We start from the raw sequence: 17,603 nt of genomic DNA on the forward strand, positions 1-17,603 counted from the left end.
TCCTTTCTATCCATCACAACACGATCACCTTCATCCTCACTTCCGCATCGTCTCGTTCTCAATCCCAGTCTTCGCATTCCGCATCACGCATATGAGCAACAGCGTCACCACCAGACCTCAGAGCGTGTCCGAACATTCACCGGGCAGGCGAATCCTCAGACACCGATCCATTTCGCGCTTCACGTTTCCATGGGATGTCGCCCGCACCCCAACTTCACGCCTCCGGAAAGACCTTGCCCGGGTTCATGATCCCGTGGGGATCGAACACCTTTTTGATGCCCAGCATCTTCTCGATGGCCAGGGGCCCCAATGCCCCGGGGAGAAACTCCTTCTTCAACAACCCGATGCCATGCTCGCCTGACAGCGTCCCTCCCAACTCCACAGTCGCCTCGAACACGGCCTGGGCCGCCAGGGCGACCCGACGCATCTCGTCCGGATCTCGACGGTCACACATGATGTCCGGGTGCACGTTCCCATCGCCGATATGCCCGAACGTGGGGATCAGCACATCGTATTCCCGAGCGATGGCCTGGATCCGCCGGATCATCTCGGGGATCTTGGATCGCGGCACGGCGATATCCTCGGTCAGCCGGTTGGGCTTGATCAGTGCCAGCGCCGGGGACACACTGCGACGGGCCAGCCACAGCTTCTCCTCCTCCTCGGGCGTGGTGGCTACCTCCACCGGGTCGGCGCCCATCCTACGGCAGATATCGGCCACGCGATGGATCTGCGGCTCCACGGCTTCCGGCTCCCCGTCCACGGCGATCAGCATCAGCGCCTCCGCCTCCACGGGCAACCCGATCTGAAGCTTCCGCTCGACGGCCTGGATGCACGCCTGATCCATGAGCTCCGTCGTCAGCGGCAAGATGCCCGCGGAGAGGATCGCATTCACGGTATGGGCCGCGTCTTCCAGGCGCGCATACGCGGCCATAGCCGTCGCCCGCGCCGCCGGGGCGGGAAGCAGGCGCAGCGTGATCTCCGTGATCACCCCCAAGGTCCCCTCGGATCCAACGAAGAGCTGCGTCAGATTGTACCCCGTCACGTTCTTGATCTGCCGTCCCCCGGTACGCAGCACGTCCCCACCGGGCAACACGACCTCCAGGCCGAGCACGTAATCCTTCGTCACGCCGTACTTCAAGCAACGCGGCCCCCCAGCATTGGTCGCCACATTCCCCCCGATGGTGGACATATAGAGGCTGGCGGGGTCCGGCGGATAGATCAAGCCATACGGGCGCAGCTCATCTTGCAAGGTCTGATTGACGACGCCCGGCTCCACCACAGCCACCATATCCTCCGGGGAGATCTCCCGGATGCGGTTCATGCGGGCCAGGTTCAGGACAATGCCTCCCTGGGGCACCGATGCGCCGGCCAGGCCCGTGCCCGCGCCCCTGGGCACCACCGGGATACGCTCCCGGTTGGCGATGCGCAGCACGGCCGCCACCTGCTCCGTGGTCGTAGGATTGACCACCACATCTGGCTGACCTTCGGCCCAGGTCCCGTCGTACGAGTATACGATCAACTCCTCCGGCCGGGTCAGGACCCGCTCGGGGCCCAGCGCGTCCCGCAGCTCTCGCAACACGTGGGAGGGAATCGCCATCCTCACTCCTCGCTATCTCGCCCTGGAAGACTCGGCCCGGGCATACGCCTCATCCAACAATTGCGTGAGATGCCGCACCCGCACGGGGATCCCATGCTCACGAACGCCCATCTGGATCTGGAGCAGGCAGCCGGGGTTTCCCGTGACCACCGTATCCGCTCCTGTGCCGGCGATCTTCCGCACCTTGTCCTCCAACAGCCGATCGGCCATCTCCGGGTGGGTCAGATTGTAGATGCCCGCGCTCCCGCAACACCGCGTGCTGTCGGGCAAGGGCCTCAACTCCAGGCCGGGTATGCGACGCAATACCCGAACGGGCGGCTCCCGAACCCCCTGCGCGTTGGCCAAATGACAGGGCTCGTGGTACGTGACCGTACAGCGCACCTCCGCCAGGGGGACGGCATCATCCAGAACCTCGGCCAGCCACTCACTTACATCCCGCATACGGCGAGCCATGGCCAGCGCCCGCGGATAGTATACCGGATCGTCACGCAACAGGTGCGGGTACTCCTTGATCATTCCGGCGCACGCCGCGCAGTCCGCCACGATCACATCCAGATCCTGATACCGGGCGAACAGATCGATATTGCGGCGCGCCAGATCGCGAGCCATCCGCTTGTTGCCCTGATCGTCATGCGGAGCGCCGCAGCACACCTGTCCGGGCGGCGTCACCACCTCGCACCCATTGCGGGTCAGGACGCGCACCGTGGCCTGGCTGACATCGGCCAACACCTGGCTCATCATACAACCCAAAAAGAAGCCGACACGGTAACGACGCTCACCTTGCGCCGGCGTGACCTCCGCCAGCCGGGCGTGCAACGGCTGGGAGGGAAGCCGGGGCAGCAGCCCTTCCATATGAAACAAGGTATGGAAGGCCGGATGCCGGCCCTTCAACGCCCGCAGAACGGGGCGCACCACGCGGGGAAGCCCCAGCCGCTGATACAGGCGCGCCATCCTCATCACCGGCTCCATCGCACGCGCGGACGTGAGGAAACGGTCCAGCGCGATGCGCGCCCACCATGGACGCCCTGCCTTCACGGCGTAGGCCGCTCTCCCATCCAGGATCAGCTCCCCGATGGGTACTCCGGGAGGACACACCGTGTTGCAGGCCCGGCAGTCCAGGCAGTGATAGAGATAATCGGCGATGCTGGAGGTCAAATCCAGCTTCCCGTCCTCCACCGCTCGCAGCAACGCCAGCCGGCCGCGCGGGGACATCGTCTCCAGCGTGGTCTCCTGATAGGTAGGGCACACCGGCAGGCAACGACCGCAGCGGATGCAGCCCTGCAGCACATCATAATCGGGGAACTCCGGCCCCGTAACCTGTTGCCCAGGGATGATCTGTTGTAGCAACGATGTCATGCAGTCGCCTCACGCCCAAGGACAAGCCCGGCGATCATACATCGCATGATACGCCAGAGCCCACGCCCTGTCCAAAATCGCCCGGTGAAACACAGCGACCAGGCGGACGATGGATCGTCCGCCTGGTCATGTGAAAATCCCACAGGAGGATTAGATGACCTTGAGCTCCGGATCCGGCCGGAAGGACATGACGCTGACCCGGGCGGCGATGGTCTCGGCCAGCTTACGGAAGGCCTGCGCCGAGGCGGATTCCGGCGCAACGGCGACGATCGGCCGGCCGCTATCGCCGCTCTCCCGGATCTCCCGATCCAGGTAGATCCGGCCCAGGAAGGGCAATCCCAGCTCACGCGCGGCCTTCTCGCCACCGCCCTCGCCGAAGACGTCGCCGGCCATGTTCTCGATGATGCCCAGCACGGGCACATCCAGCCGCTGGAAGGCGTGCAGCCCCCGGCGGGCGTCGGCCAACGCGACCTCCTGCGGCGTGGTCACGATGATCCCGCCGGTCACAGGCACCGACTGCGCCAGCGAGAGCTGCGCGTCGCCCGTACCGGGAGGCAGATCCACGATCATGTAATCCAGCTCCCCCCAGTCCACGTCCGTGAAGAGCTGGCGGATGGCCTGATGGAGCATGGGCCCTCGCCAGATGACGGGCTGGTCCTTGGGGATGAGGAACCCCATGGACATGACCTCCACGCCATAGGCCTTGGGCGGCACTAGCTTGTCGCCGCGCGGGGGAGGCAGCTCTGACACCCCCATCATGATGGGCACGTTAGGCCCGTAGATGTCGGCGTCTAGGATGCCCGTTTTGGCCCCCAACTGCGCCAGGGCGACGGCCAGGTTGACGGCCACCGTGGTCTTGCCCACGCCCCCCTTCCCGGAGGCGACGGCCAGGATGTTGCGGACGGGGATCTCCAGCCGCCCGGCGATCCGCTGATCCGATCGCACGTTGGCGTCCATCTTCACGTGGACATCCTTCACACCGGGCAGGGTCATCACCGCTCGCCGCACATCGTCCTCGATCTGAGTGCGAAGCGGACAGGCGGGAGTGGTCAACATGATGGTCAGGCTCACCACCCCGTCCTGGACCCGGATATCACGAACCATGTTCAGACTGACCAGGTCACGGTGCAGCTCCGGCTCCTGTACATTCCTCAACACGTTTAAGACGTCCTGTTCCGTAAGGACGCCCTTCTCTTCGTCGCTCATCTTCTTCTCCTCAACTCATGATGAAATACAACTCACCTATTCGCGAGTGGGCAACCCCACGCCGAAACGTGGAGCGAGGGAAAGGACATCGCGATCACCATCCGCCCGCCTCTCTCCCATCACGATCAGGGCGCCATCCCCACCGGCGGCCGGGGGGCAGCCAGCCACGCCTCTCGATCCCGAATCCGACGCAGCCGGACATCCTCATCGGCCATGCGAGCCACATCTCGCCCCAACCGGACGGCATAATTCGTGCCCCGATCCCATGGATACACCTGGCTCATACTGGCAAAGTACAGCCCCGGCACGGGGGTCGCCAACGACGGGATGCGCTGCGAGTAATGCAGGGACACCACCGGCTGCGCGTAGCTCTCCCGATGAAGCCACATGCCCTGCACCCACGATCGATCGAAGGACGGGTTGAACTCCTTCAGCGTGGGCAGGAAGAGATCGGCCAGCTCCTCAAGGGTCATCTGGAAGTACGCGTGCTCCGTGGGCAGGTAATCGCCCAGGTAGACCAGGTGCTGCCCCCCGTAGTGCTTGGGCTCGATGTAGTTGGTATGCTCGACGAGGGCCAGGAAGGGCATCCCCTCCCGCTTGGGCAGGTTGATCCAATAGAGCCTCTGGGTAAGGGGGCGATCCAGCGCGACCGTCATGACCACCGCGCCCAGCGAGCGAAGCTCCAGCAGCCCATCCAGGTAATCGCGCGGCAGGGCGGGCGTGAGCCTCGCCATGAGGGCGGGAGACACGGTGCTGATGACCACATCGAAGCGCTCCTCGCCATCCGGCGTGATGACCGCCAATCCCTCCTCGTCCGGCCGAATATGCTCCACCCGAGCGGATCGCCGGATATGGGCGCCGCGCTCCTCCGCCCTCTCGGCCAACCGGTCGATGAACGCCTGAAACCCGCCCTCAAAATAGCCCAAGGCCGGGCTGCGCTTGAAAATGCGCGCCCAGAACCAGGCGAGATTGATGTCCTGATAGTAGTCCCCGAACTTGCCGACCAGCAGGGGCTCCCACAACGTCTGGTACGCCCGCTCCCCCATCCAGCGTTTCAGCCAATGATGGGCTCGCTCCCGCTCGAATCGACGCCAATCCCGGCTGACCCAGCGCAGGTACGCGATGACCAGCCCCATGCGGAACTTCTCCCACAGGGAGAGATGGGGGAATCGCAGCAGACGAAGGGGGGTGTCAAAGGGGTAGTTGGCCCCTCGATAGTACATGGCGGTGATGGGGCGGCGAAAGAACACCCGGGCGCCGATCTCCTGCGCCAGCTCCAGGATGTCCTTGTCGGAGGCGAACAGATGATGGTAAAAGCGCTCTAACGGCCAGTCCCAGGAGTCGGCCCGAAAGCCGGAGGCCAGCCCGCCCAAATAGGGAGCTCCCTCCAGAACGGTGACGGCATACCCGCGAGACGCCAGTTCATACGCGGCCGTGAGGCCGGCGATTCCGCCCCCGATGATGCCGATGCGCGTGGTTCCATTCATTCCAGACACTCCATGCGGATCGGGAGACGCACGATCACCCGCTGACGCCGTGCCGTCTGGGCGCCCCATCACGCCGCCTGCTCAAGCTGGCCGGTCTCGGCCAGATAGCGGTTGACCTCCGCCTGCGCGCGTTGGTACAGACGCAACAGATCCGCATCGCTCCCCTTGAATTGCATGATCGTCTGGCGAGAGCAGGCCGCACAGCCGCGCATGAACTTGTAACTGCCATTCGTGCACTTCAGACACCCGTTCAGACGGATCATCAACAGGGAAAAGGCGAGGCTGTCCGGGTGTGTCTCCGGTAATTCGGCCACACGTGTGACGAGATCGCGCCATTCCGGCCCACGCAGGTCCTTCAGCTCCGGGATCAGGCGCGGCGGAAAGAGAATCTCTGATTTTGGATATACGGATACGGGCATAGTCACTCCTCGAGCAGCCAAACGACGGCCGCTTATGGTGTAAAAGGCCCGGGGAGTCCCCGAGCCTGGATTACGATCCTGGCGATGCGAACGGCAATGACCCATCACTCCTGTTCTCCGGATTCCTCCTCCGGCTTCTGTTTCGCCTGCCTCTGAGCCCGGCGGGCGGCCGCTGCGGCCCTGCGTCGCTCGATCTCCTCGGGGCTCAGCTTGCCCCGCCCGCCCCCCTTGGCAGCGGCGCCGGCCTGTCGCGACGCACGGGCTTGCCTGGCCTTCTCCTTGGCCGCCCGGGCCTCCTCCTCAGCGGCGAACTGATTCGGGTACAGCGCCGCATAGTACTCCAGGGGCACCATCAGCTCCTGCTTGGTATAAATCAGCCGCGGATAGCGCTCGTACACGGCCAGCTCGTAATCGTGGTCCATGCGGATCGCATCAAACGGACAGAACTCGGCGCAAAATCCGCAGCTCATGCAGATGGACACGTCGATATAGAACTCGGCCGGCCGGGTGATCGGCTTGCCCTTCTCGTCCTTATCGCGCACGATCCAGATGCACTGCGGCGGGCAGACCTTGGAGCAGATGCCGCACGCCGTGCAGCGCTCCTTCCCCGTCTTGGCGTCATAGAGCAGCATAGGGATGAAGCGGAAGCGCTCGGGGATCACGCGCCGCTCCTCCGGGTACTGGATCGTGAAGATCCCCTCCTCATCAGGCCTCTGTCGGAGGATCTCCCGCCCACCCGCGTACCGACTCGGGATCTTCTGCAGATCATCGATATACGTGTAGATCCAATGCTTCATGGTGACGCCCAAGCCCTTGAGCACCCCCACACCAAACATGTCCACCTCCGATCAGCGATCCGTCTCGCCCAGCACGATGTCGATGGCCCCCAGATTGATGATGGCATCCGCCACCTTGTACCCGACGGACATGGGCCCCAGCGCGGTGAGATTGATGAAGCTGGGCGCTCGTATGTGGTATCGGAACGGATTGGGGCTGCCATCGCTCACGATGTAGAAGCCCAACTCGCCCTTGGGCGCTTCGATGCGGCTATACACCTCGCCCGGCGGCACGCGGAAGGAGTACTGCTTCTTCCCGCTCATCACCTCGCCCTCGGGGATATCGGCCAACGCCTGCTTCAATATGCGCAAGGCCTGGCGCATCTCCTCCACACGCACACGATAGCGGTCGTAGACGTCGCCGCCGTAGAACACGGGAATGTCAAAATCGAAACGGTCGTAGATGCAGTAGGGTTCCGCCTTACGGATATCGTACTGGACGCCAGAGGCGCGCAGCAGGGGGCCGCTGACGCTGAGGGCGACCACGTCCTCAGGCGATAGATAGCCCACCCCCTTGCATCGGGCGACCAGGATCTCATTCTCCGTCAACAGCCGCTCGAGTTCATCGATCCGGCGGGGCAACCGCTCATTGACGAGATAGCGACACTGCTCCAGCCACTCCTCCGAGACGTCATGAGCGACGCCTCCAAATCGCATGTAGTTGCACATCATGCGGCTGCCCGAGGCGGCCTCGAACAGATCCAGGATCAGCTCCCGCTCCTCGATGGCGTAGAGCGCCGGCGTGAAGAACGCTCCCAGATCGTTCAGCAGGAACCCGATCGCCCACGCGTGGTTGAGCACGCGCGTGAGCTCCGCCATAATGATCCGAATATACTGGGCCCGCTCCGGGACCTCCAGCCCCATCAGTTTCTCAACGGCCAGCGCGTACCCCAGGTTGTTGGACATAGAGCAGAGATAGTCCAGCCGATCGGTGAACGGCATGTTCATCAGGTACGTATTCCGCTCCCCGATCTTCTCGTGGTTCCGATGGAGATATCCCACCTCCGGCTCCAGCCCGACGATGGTCTCCCCCTCCAGGGTGACGACCATGCGGAACACGCCGTGGGTGCTGGGATGATGAGGGCCGAAGTTGACCACGATCCGCTCCGTCTTCAGATCGCTCTCGGCGCCTGGCGGGGGCTCCACCGGCAGCCGGTACTGCACGACCGGCTGTTGCCACGTCTCCGGGTCCCAACCGTCCGGGTACATCACGTTATCATGCCAGGGCGCCCGATCCTCCGCCCAGGTATGGCGGCCGTCGGGATGCCGGCTGCGGAACGGCTTGCGATCGGCCTCGTAATACGCCTCGTGCCAGTCCTTGCGCATGGGGTGCCCGTGGAACCCCTCCCACAACAGGATGCGACGCAGGTTGGGATGGCCGATGAACCGAATCCCGTAGAGATCCCAGATTTCCCGCTCCTGCAGCTCGGCCCCCGGCCACACGGACACCACGGAAGGCACCTCCGGATTCGACTCCGGCATGCGCACCTTCAGCACGACCGGCCCGCCGCCGCGTTTGGTGGAGTACAGGTGATACACGACCTCAAAGCGATTGGTTTCGTCGCGGCCTTTGTACCCCAGATAATCCACGCCGGTGACGCTGGACAGGAAATCGTAGCCCTCATGATCGCGCAGATACAACCCCAGCCGCAACAGCTTATCCGGCGCCACGATCAGAGAGCCGTTCTCCATGCGCTCCAGGACCGCGCCCGGCACAGCATCGTTATAAGGCAGCGCCTCGTGGGTCTCTACGGTTGCTTCGGACATCTCAGCTCCTCACATGCGCTCATGATCAAAATACAGGCGAATCCCCAGACACGCTCTCCTCCCGGGGAGGCAAGAGAGCCCTATTCGCTGCCGCCCTCCCCGGAGACGCTCGATGGATCCTCACGCCGTCTCGGCCTCTTCCTCCCCCTCGCTCGCGGCCGGCTGGAGGGTTCGCTGTCGGATCTCAGGGACCCGACGCGGGTCGAAGATATCCGGCCCCAACACCGGCTGCGGGATGGCGTCCTGAACCCCCTTCTGATACCACGGCACCTGCTTGATGGACTGCCGGGCGATCTTCTCCCGCAGCTTGAGGACACCGTGCAGGAGCGCCTCGGGGGTCGGCGGGCACCCGGGCACGTACACATCCACAGGCAGGAACCGATCGATGCCGGAGACGACGTTATACCCCTCCTTGAAGGGGCCCCCGCCGGTGGCACATGCTCCCATCGCGATCACATAGCGGGGCTCCGCCATCTGGTTGTAGATGCGCACGATCTGGGGGACCATCTTCTTCGTCACCGTACCGGAGACGATCATCAGATCGCTCTGGCGAGGCGACGGCCGCATCACCTCCATGCCGAAGCGGGCCATATCGTAGCGGCCTGCCGCCGTGCAGATCATCTCAATAGCACAGCAGGCCAGCCCGAACATGAGAGGCCACACGGACGTCTTGCGGATCAGGTTGTACATGTAATCGAGGGAGGTGATGAAGACGTTGCGTTGCAGATCCGAGGGAACCTGATTGTGGGCATCCTTGGCTTCATCTGGGTTCATGTTCATGTTCTCCCTGCCACGAGGTTAGATCATCAGCGGCCGTGAACGGACGTATCGATCGACCCAAACGGGGGTACCCGTCCCAACGCTGAGGCAGGCCCTGAGCATAATCATAGCCGACGGCACCCGGCCAATGGTGTAGGCCCAATTCCGATCAAATTTACCACCAAAATTCTCCGGGCCGGCGCACACCGCCGACAGACGTCACGACAGGTCATCCCTCAAGGCACTCACCGAGAGGATCAGGGGACGTGAGGTCGCGGTCAGACCGCCGCGCTGGGACACGTGAGCGATTTTACAATAGGATAGAAGCTCTTGCAAGTCCCCCTTCCACCAAGTGAAACGCTGAAGCGCGAACAAGAGACACCTTCGCCCAGTGTTCCCCGTCGCGATCCGAGCCTTCCTCTCCATTCCGGCTATACTTACGGTAGGAAAGATAGCTTACAGAAAATCCTTGTCCGGATTCGCTCTTTGCTGTACAATGTTCAGGTAACACAACTTGTTCCTGGGATCCTATATCTATTAAAAAAGTTACAGTAATTGACACAAGCTGTCGGCTATGCTACAATCACTCTGGAACGTAAAAGCGATGCTGCTATTCGGGGGAATGCGTCACTGCGCAGCCATCGCGTTCGCTCATCCCGGTAGCGGGCGTCTGCGAACTCAGTGACCAGCCCCGTGTATATCCCAACCCCCATCCAATCCGATTCTACGAGGATGAAGGACGCGAAGATGGCTCCATGTAAGCTTCCAAGTCAACAAGAGAGGTAGGGGCCGTGCAATCTGTTCGTAAACACATCCTGGAGATCCTGAAAGAACGCGGGGGCGCTTCCGTAGCAGAACTCGCCGAGGAACTGGGGATGGCCCCGGTATCCGTCCGGCACCACCTCGATATCCTGCAAGGCCAAGGGCTGATCGCGGTATCCCATATGCGACGCCGCCGAAGCGTGGGACGGCCTCAGCAGATCTACACCCTGACCGAAGCTGCCCTGGATCATTTTCCCAATAACTTCCGAGAGTTGACCAACGAGATCCTGGAGGGGGTGAAGGAGGTCACCACTCCGGAGCAGCTTCGGGAGGTGTTCCGTCGGATCGCTTTGCGGACCGCCGAGGAGGCGCCGCCCCCTCGAGAGGGACAGAGCTTTGAGGAGCGGCTGTCGGAGATCGCCGCGTTCCTGGAGCGGAAGGGATACCTCCCGCGATGGGAACGGGACAGCGAGGGGCGTTACCTGTTCCACATCATCAACTGCCCCTACGCAGGGGTGTCGGAGAGGCATCCCGAGCTCTGCCAGATGGACGAGATGCTGGCCCAGACGCTGCTAGGCAGCGCGCCCAAACGCCTGTCCCGACTGGCGGACGGCGACCTCCGATGCACCTATCTCATCGAGCCNCCTCTGACAACGAGCGAGATGGGCACGACGGGCGCGATGTCTGATCGCGCCCACACATCAGGATAACCCTCCCATGCGCGATCAGTACGGGCGACGCATCCACTACATGCGCATCTCCCTGACGGATGCATGCAATCTGCGCTGCGTATACTGCATGCCGGAACACATCCGCTTCCGGCCGCGCGCGGAACTGCTGCAAGACGACGAGATCCTGACCCTGGTGCGGGCATCCGCCGAGCTAGGAGTGGACAAGATCCGTCTCACCGGCGGGGAGCCGACGGTCCGGGCCGGCGTCATCGAACTGGTGAGGCAGATCGCACAAGTGCCCGGCATCCGAGATCTCTCCATGACCACCAATGGCATCCTGCTCAGGGAGATGGCCGCCCCCCTGGCGGAGGCCGGGCTCACCCGCGTGAACATCAGCATCGACACCCTGGACCCCAAGAGATTCCATCACATCACCCGGTGGGGACGCCTGGAGGATGTGTGGGCAGGCATCGAGGCGGCCGAGGCCGCCGGGCTCACCCCGGTCAAACTGAATTGCGTGGTCACCCGCGGATATAACGACGACGAGGTGGTGGATCTGGCCCGCCTCACCCTGGACCACCCCTGGGAGGTGCGCTTCATCGAGCTCATGCCGTTGGGAGATGTGGCCGACTTCCAGTATGACGCCGTGGTCCCCATGCGGGAGACCATGGAGCGCATCACGGCCGAGCTGGGGCCGCTCCAGGAGGTCCCCGGATACGACGGGACCGATCCCTCACGGCCGTTCCGATTGGCGGGAGCCCAGGGTATCCTGGGATTCATCAGCTCGGTGACGGAGCCCTTCTGCGCCGGATGCGGCCGGATCCGGGTGACCGCGGATGGGAAGCTGCGGCTGTGCCTGCTGCGCGATGCGGAGGTGGATCTGCTCACCCCCATGCGGGCGGGCATCCGCTTCGATGAGCTGAAGGCGCTGATCCGCGACGCCGTATGGCGCAAGCCCTGGGGGCATGGCCTGCCAGAGGGGGTGGTCCCCCAGACACGCGTCATGTCTCAAATCGGCGGATAGGCGGCGCAGTGCCCAACAGGCGTATGTGACCCCAACGTTCCTAGAAGGGATAGAGGCGTGATTACGATAACGGAGATCGCAGCGCAGAAGCTACGAGAGGTCATGGAAGCGAAAGGAGTTCTGGAGACACACGCCCTGCGCGTATTCGTGGCGGGGGGAAGCTGCGGGGGCGTCCAGTACGGGATGGCATTCGACAGCCAACAGCGAGAGGACGACGAGGTCTACGAACAACACGGCGTGCGCATCCTGGTCGACCCTATGAGCCTCACCTACGTCGACGGGGCTCGCATCGATTACGAAGATCGCCTGATGGGAGGCGGATTCCACATCGAGAACCCTAACGCTGCGTCGGCCTGCGGCTGCGAGAGCAGCTCCCGTGCCGCTCGATCCCGCGCCGGGGGAGGCTCCGCCTCGTGCGGATGTCACTGACCCGCGCGCCCAGGCCAGCGGAGCATTCATAGGTTCTGAGCGAGCGCGATCGGCCGGACAGCCACGCCCGGCCGTCCGACAACGATCGGTAACCCTATCACTCTGATCTATACGAACGCCAGTTGTACTTTCCTAGCGAATAAGCACCGGTAGTGCATCCGTAGAGGAAAGACGTGCGGAGGGGCCTCCCTTCGCCAAAACACCACTTTTCAGCCTTGCACTTGAGGGGATGCACTGCCCAGACGTCATCCAGTTTGACATGGCAGGATCCAGCCGGGGCACCTGTGAACGGGGCGTGGCGTAGGAGCCGCGGGCGTCAACGTTACCAGGGGAGGCCTCGGCTTGTTTTGCTTACCGGCGAACCTCGTGGATAATGGAAGTGCCGCAAAGCGGTCCGGCACAGGTAGGAAGCAGGGAGGAAACCATGGTACAACGACGGGATATCCGCCAAGTTGCACCGTTCGTATATGAGATCCCCAAGACTTACCGCCCTGACATGCGCGTATCGGCGCGCCTGTACGCAGATGAATCGATCCTGGAGCGAGCGCTCGGGGACCGATCCCTGGACCAACTGGCCAACACGGCGACCCTGCCCGGGATCGTCGGCCACGCGCTGGCCATGCCGGACATCCACCAGGGGTATGGGTTTCCCATCGGTGGCGTTGTGGCCACCCGGGTATCAGACGGCGTGATCTCCCCCGGCGGCGTCGGCTATGACATCAATTGCGGCGTCCGCCTGCTGGGTACCCACCTGGACCACGAGGAGGTGGCCCCCTATCTGGATGATCTGGCGACGGCTCTTCAACACTACATCCCCAGCGGCGTCGGCGAGACGGGGTTCCTGCGGCTGGATGAGCGCGAGCTGGACCAGGTGTTGGAGCAGGGAGCCCGCTGGGCCCAGCGACGCGGCTTCGCCCGCCCCGAGGATCTGGAGCACACGGAGGAGAGCGGATGCATCGCGGGGGCAGACGCCAGCAAATGCTCGGCCAGAGCCAAGAAGCGCGGCCGAGATCAGATCGGCACGTTGGGAGCGGGCAACCACTTCTGCGAGCTGGACGTCGTCGAGGAGATCTACGATCCCGAGGTGGCGGAGGCCTTCGGGTTGTTCCCCGGCCAGGTGTGCGTGCAGATCCACTGCGGCTCACGCGGCTTTGGGCACCAGATCGCGACGGACTATGTAAACCTGTTCCACGAGCCATCCAAAAGTACGGGATCCGTCTGCCGGACCGACAGCTGGTGTGCGCTCCGGTGGAGAGCCCGGAGGGGCAGGCCTATCTGGCGGCCATGAAGTGCGCCGCGAATTACGCCTGGGCCAACCGGCAGGTCCTGGCCCATCAATGCCGGGACGCGTTCGCTGAGGTCCTGGCGGGCAAAGTGAGGGACTGGGACCTGTTCCAGATCTACGACATCGCGCACAACATCGCCAAGATCGAGGAACATGAGGTGGACGGGCGCCAGGTGCGGGTCTGCGTCCATCGAAAGGGAGCCACCCGGGCATTCGGCCCCGGCTCGGAAGCCCTGCCGGCCGACTATCGGGACGTAGGGCAGCCGGTGCTGGTCCCCGGTTCCATGGGGACCGCCTCGTGGGTGCTGGTGGGCACGGAGCAGAGCATGCGGGAGACGTTCGGGTCTACCTGCCACGGAGCCGGGCGCATGATGAGCCGGGCGCAGGCCAAGAAGCGGATCCGGGGAGAGCGGCTGAAGCAGGAGCTCGAGGCCGAGGGGGTGCATGTGCGAGCGGGCAGTATGGCAGGCCTGGCGGAGGAAGCGCCGGATGCCTACAAGGACGTGGATCGCGTGGTGGAGGTGGTGGATGCCGCCAACATCGCGCACAAGGTAGCCCGCCTGCGTCCGCTGGCCGTGATCAAGGGATAACCCTTTCCGGCCTCTACCCGCCCCGTGGGGCCACAGGCCGTCGCCCCAAGTTCAACCGGGCAGATAAAGGCGAGAAAAGCTTCCACTTTGCAAGGAGATAGGCCTCCTGCCTCCCTCTCGGGTGCCACCGCTCCCGAGGAGGAGAAGTGGCGAGCCAGGGCTCTGCTTGTGCATTCCGTCGATGCAATGAGGAGCCTCTCCGGCAAAGAGATATTTTTGTCGGATTATTGACACAAATTTGGCGAATGGAGCTCGATCCATTATAATGGGTCCTACGCCTGGCAGAGGAACCGACTTGGGCGGCCTCCCCCTCGCGTGGCCAACACGGGTGTCGTCCAAACAGAACCCCGGAGGGGAAGACGGTGCGCGTTCTCTTCGTTGAAAAGCAGATCGACTACGAGCCACAGGGCATCATGTCGCTATCGGCGTGCCTGAAGGAGGCAGGCCATGAGGTCTACCTGGCCATCGCCGCTCAGGAAGACCCCGTCCGCGTGGCCCAGGAGATCGAGCCCGACATCGTTGGATACTCCGTGATGACCGGCTCGCAGCAGTGGTATTTCGACATCAACCGGCGCATCCGGGAGGTCCTGAAGGATAAAGCGCCCTTCTCCATCTTCGGTGGCCCACATCCCACGTTCTTCCCTGGGATGATCGAGGAGCCGGGAGTGGACGGCATCTGCATCGGCGAGGGAGAGGGCCCCATCGTGGACCTGGCCAACGCGCTGAGCAATGGCGGCCTGAAGCCCGACATCCCCAACTGGTGGTTCAAGATCGAAGACGAGATCGTGCGGAACCCGGTGCGCCCCCTGATCCGCGACCTGGATGCCCTGCCCATGCCCGATCGGGCGCTGATCTACGAGAAGCACCGGCCCACACGCGAGTCCCCCATCAAGCACTTTATGGGATCTCGCGGCTGTCCGTACAATTGCACGTACTGCTTCAACCACGCCTACTACCAGATCTACAAGCGGGAGAAGCGAGGTAACCAAAGAAGCGTCGATCACATCATACAGGAAGTGAAATGGGTGCGCGAGCGCTACCCGCTGAAGCAGGTCGTGTTCCTGGACGATCTGTTCATCATCTACGACGACTGGCTGGAAGAGTTCGCGGAGAAGTGGCCCCAGGAGATCGGGCTGCCCTTCTTCTGCAACGTGCGCGCGAACCTGATCGTGCGCGGGCCGCACAAGGTCGAGCTGTTGCGTAAGGCGGGCTGCAGCACCGTCAGCATGGGGATCGAGGCAGCCAACGATCGCATCCGGGTGGAGCTGCTCAAGCGTCGGATGACGAAGGAGGAGATGATCCAGGCCGGTCGCATGTTCCGGGACGCCGGTATCCACATCACGTCGACGAACATCCTGGGGCTGCCCACCAGCACGCTGGAGGACGAACTGGAGACGATGCGGCTGAACGCGGCGGCCAGGATCTCCTACGCCCATGCCTTCCTGTTCCAGCCGTACCCGGGCACCGAGCTGGGGCAGTTCACCCAGGAGAACGGCTTGATGGTGGGCTCCTTTGAGGACATCTCCTCCATCGCCTGGGAGCGCTCCATCCTGGTCTTTGAGAACGAGGACGAGAAGCGCCAGATCGAACATCTGCAACGCCTTTTCGCCATCGGGGTGGAATTTCCCTGGCTGGAGCCCGTGATCCGGCGGCTGATTCGGCTTCCGCACAACAAGGTAGTGGACACCGTCTTCTGGTGGATGCACAAACTTTTCAAGGGATACGCGATCTATCATCGCGTACATCCCATCAAAATCGGCCCCCTGGATCTGTTGCGGGCGGCCCTGCATTTCTTCCGCATGGAAGCATGATGTAGACCGGAGGGAGACTGTGCGCGTCGCATTGATCAACCCGCGTTTCCGCTTGCCCATTGATACACGAACCACTCCCCACCTGGGATTGGCGTATTTGGGCGCTGTGTCGGAGGAGCGCGGCGATGAGGTTCGCGTCTTCGACGCGGACGTGGAGGACCAGCCCCTGGCTGAGTTTCTGCAAGAGTTCCGTCCCCATATCGTGGGCATCACAGCCAACACGCCCCAGGTCAAGCAGGCATGGCGAACCGCGGCCACGGTCAAGCAGGTCCTGGATATCCCCGTGGTGCTGGGGGGACCGCACCCGAGCGTCGTGTCGGAGGACCTGGATTTCGAATCGTTGGAGCAAGAGGGCGTGGACATCGTCGTCCGCGGTGAGGGAGAGGCAAGCTGGACGGAGATATGCGATCGGGTGGAGTCCTTCCTGCGGGATCAGCCCACATTCTCCACCGCAGCGCTAATGGATCCGGAGAAGGGGATCTGGGAAGATGTGCTGGGCATCAGCTACAAGACCAGCGATGGTCAGTTGCACCGCAACCCGGACCGCCCGCCGCTCAAGGATCTGGACAGTCTGCCGTGGCCGGCCTACCACCTCTTCCGGATGGAGCGATACACCAACCTGCAACCGGCCACAGACCACGTGGACGGGGCTCGGTCCTTCTCCATCCTGACCAGCCGGGGGTGCCCCTATCGGTGCGCGTTCTGTTCGCAGTCCGTCATGCCCATCAAATGGCGGGCACGCAGCCCGGAGAACGTGCTGGAGGAGTGGCGGCACCTGGTGCGCGATCTGGGGGCGGAGGAGATCGGCGTCCTGGACGACAGCGCGAACATCCGCGTCGACCGGCTGCAGAAGCTGGCCGATCTGCTCATCGCGAACCGGCTGAATCACGTGCCGTGGATCTTCGTCAACGGCATCCGGGCCAACCTGGCCACCCGGGAGCTCCTGGCGAAGCTGAAGCAGGCGGGGCTGAAACGCACGGCCTTCGGCGTGGAGTCGGGCGATCCGGACATCCTGGCCTCCGTGGATAAGCGGGTGGACCACGACACGATCCGGGAGGCCTTCAAGAACGCGAAGGCGGTCGGCCTGGAGACGATCGGCTTCTTCATCATCGGGCTGCCCGGTGAGACACGGGAGACGATGCAGCGCACCATCGATTTCGCCTGCGAGCTGGACCCGCTCATCGCCAACTTCTCCATGATGACGCCCTACCCGGGCACGAAGGTCTACCAGATCGCCAAACGGGAGGGCCGCCTGCTGATGGAGGATTGGGAGGACTACGTGTTCTTCGACGGGCGAGCGCGCTATGAGCTGGGAGATCTCACCGCCGAGCTACAAGAGGAGATGTGGAAGAAGGCGTACCGCCAGTTCTATCTGCGGCCACACCGCATCCTGATGACCATCTCCCGGAAGGATTTCTGGTTGAACTACCGGCGGACCTTCCGGGTCGCCTGGCGCACCATCTTCCCACGCCGGGAGAAGGACGACCTACGCAGAGAATTGGAGGCGCAAGAGGCCATCTGATCGAAGACAGCGGAGTCACTGAGACGAAGTGAAGAAATCGTAAGACATGCGCACTCGATGTTCATGTAAAATTCACCTGTTT

At 63.2% G+C, this 17,603-nt stretch carries 13 protein-coding genes and 1 pseudogene; 6 read left to right on the top strand and 8 right to left on the bottom strand.

Going from position 1 to position 17,603, the window contains the following annotated elements:
• Positions 1-214: 214 nt before the first annotated feature.
• From GXP39_16205 to GXP39_16240, 8 genes are all read right to left on the bottom strand, one after another.
• Complete coding sequence (locus GXP39_16205) at positions 215-1,597, bottom strand: FAD-binding protein (protein ID NOZ29580.1); 1,383 nt, start codon at positions 1,595-1,597, stop codon at positions 215-217.
• A gap of 12 nt (positions 1,598-1,609) precedes the next feature.
• Positions 1,610-2,953: a (Fe-S)-binding protein gene (locus GXP39_16210; GenBank protein NOZ29581.1), complete on the bottom strand. Its 1,344-nt coding sequence runs from the start codon at positions 2,951-2,953 to the stop codon at positions 1,610-1,612.
• A 150-nt stretch (positions 2,954-3,103) separates the two neighbouring features.
• Positions 3,104-4,159, bottom strand: coding sequence for an Mrp/NBP35 family ATP-binding protein (locus GXP39_16215; GenBank protein ID NOZ29582.1), 1,056 nt, complete (start codon positions 4,157-4,159; stop codon positions 3,104-3,106).
• A 125-nt stretch (positions 4,160-4,284) separates the two neighbouring features.
• On the bottom strand, positions 4,285-5,646 hold the full coding sequence (locus GXP39_16220) for an NAD(P)/FAD-dependent oxidoreductase (protein NOZ29583.1): 1,362 nt from the start codon (positions 5,644-5,646) through the stop codon (positions 4,285-4,287).
• 68 nt (positions 5,647-5,714) lie between these two features.
• Positions 5,715-6,065 carry a hypothetical protein gene (locus GXP39_16225; protein ID NOZ29584.1) on the bottom strand — a complete coding sequence of 117 codons (351 nt, stop codon included), beginning with the start codon at positions 6,063-6,065 and terminating at the stop codon, positions 5,715-5,717.
• Positions 6,066-6,169: 104 nt separating this feature from the next.
• A complete protein-coding gene (locus GXP39_16230) occupies positions 6,170-6,901 on the bottom strand; it encodes a 4Fe-4S dicluster domain-containing protein (GenBank protein ID NOZ29585.1) in 732 nt (243 codons plus the stop codon).
• Between the two features lie 12 nt (positions 6,902-6,913).
• Positions 6,914-8,668: an NADH-quinone oxidoreductase subunit D gene (locus GXP39_16235; protein NOZ29586.1), complete on the bottom strand. Its 1,755-nt coding sequence runs from the start codon at positions 8,666-8,668 to the stop codon at positions 6,914-6,916.
• Positions 8,669-8,788: 120 nt separating this feature from the next.
• Positions 8,789-9,448, bottom strand: coding sequence for an NADH-quinone oxidoreductase subunit B (locus GXP39_16240; protein NOZ29587.1), 660 nt, complete (start codon positions 9,446-9,448; stop codon positions 8,789-8,791).
• A gap of 770 nt (positions 9,449-10,218) precedes the next feature.
• Here GXP39_16240 and GXP39_16245 point away from each other — a divergent pair.
• The 6 genes and pseudogenes from GXP39_16245 (at position 10,219) to GXP39_16270 (ending at position 17,521) form a co-directional block, all read left to right on the top strand.
• The gene (locus tag GXP39_16245; GenBank protein ID NOZ29588.1) at positions 10,219-10,899 is read left to right on the top strand and encodes a helix-turn-helix domain-containing protein; all 681 of its coding nucleotides are present in this window, start codon (positions 10,219-10,221) and stop codon (positions 10,897-10,899) included.
• Between the two features lie 7 nt (positions 10,900-10,906).
• Entirely contained in the window at positions 10,907-11,884 is a 978-nt protein-coding gene (gene moaA / locus GXP39_16250) for a GTP 3',8-cyclase MoaA (protein ID NOZ29589.1), read from the top strand.
• 57 nt (positions 11,885-11,941) lie between these two features.
• Entirely contained in the window at positions 11,942-12,313 is a 372-nt protein-coding gene (locus GXP39_16255) for an iron-sulfur cluster assembly accessory protein (protein ID NOZ29590.1), read from the top strand.
• Between the two features lie 424 nt (positions 12,314-12,737).
• Positions 12,738-14,188: pseudogene (locus tag GXP39_16260) on the top strand (RtcB family protein).
• A gap of 362 nt (positions 14,189-14,550) precedes the next feature.
• Complete coding sequence (locus GXP39_16265; GenBank protein NOZ29591.1) at positions 14,551-15,999, top strand: radical SAM protein; 1,449 nt, start codon at positions 14,551-14,553, stop codon at positions 15,997-15,999.
• 19 nt (positions 16,000-16,018) lie between these two features.
• Positions 16,019-17,521, top strand: a complete 1,503-nt coding sequence (locus tag GXP39_16270) for a radical SAM protein (GenBank protein ID NOZ29592.1) — start codon at positions 16,019-16,021, stop codon at positions 17,519-17,521.
• Positions 17,522-17,603: the final 82 nt, after the last annotated feature.

The organism is Chloroflexota bacterium (assembly GCA_013152435.1).
Classification (GTDB): domain Bacteria; phylum Chloroflexota; class Anaerolineae; order DUEN01; family DUEN01; genus DUEN01.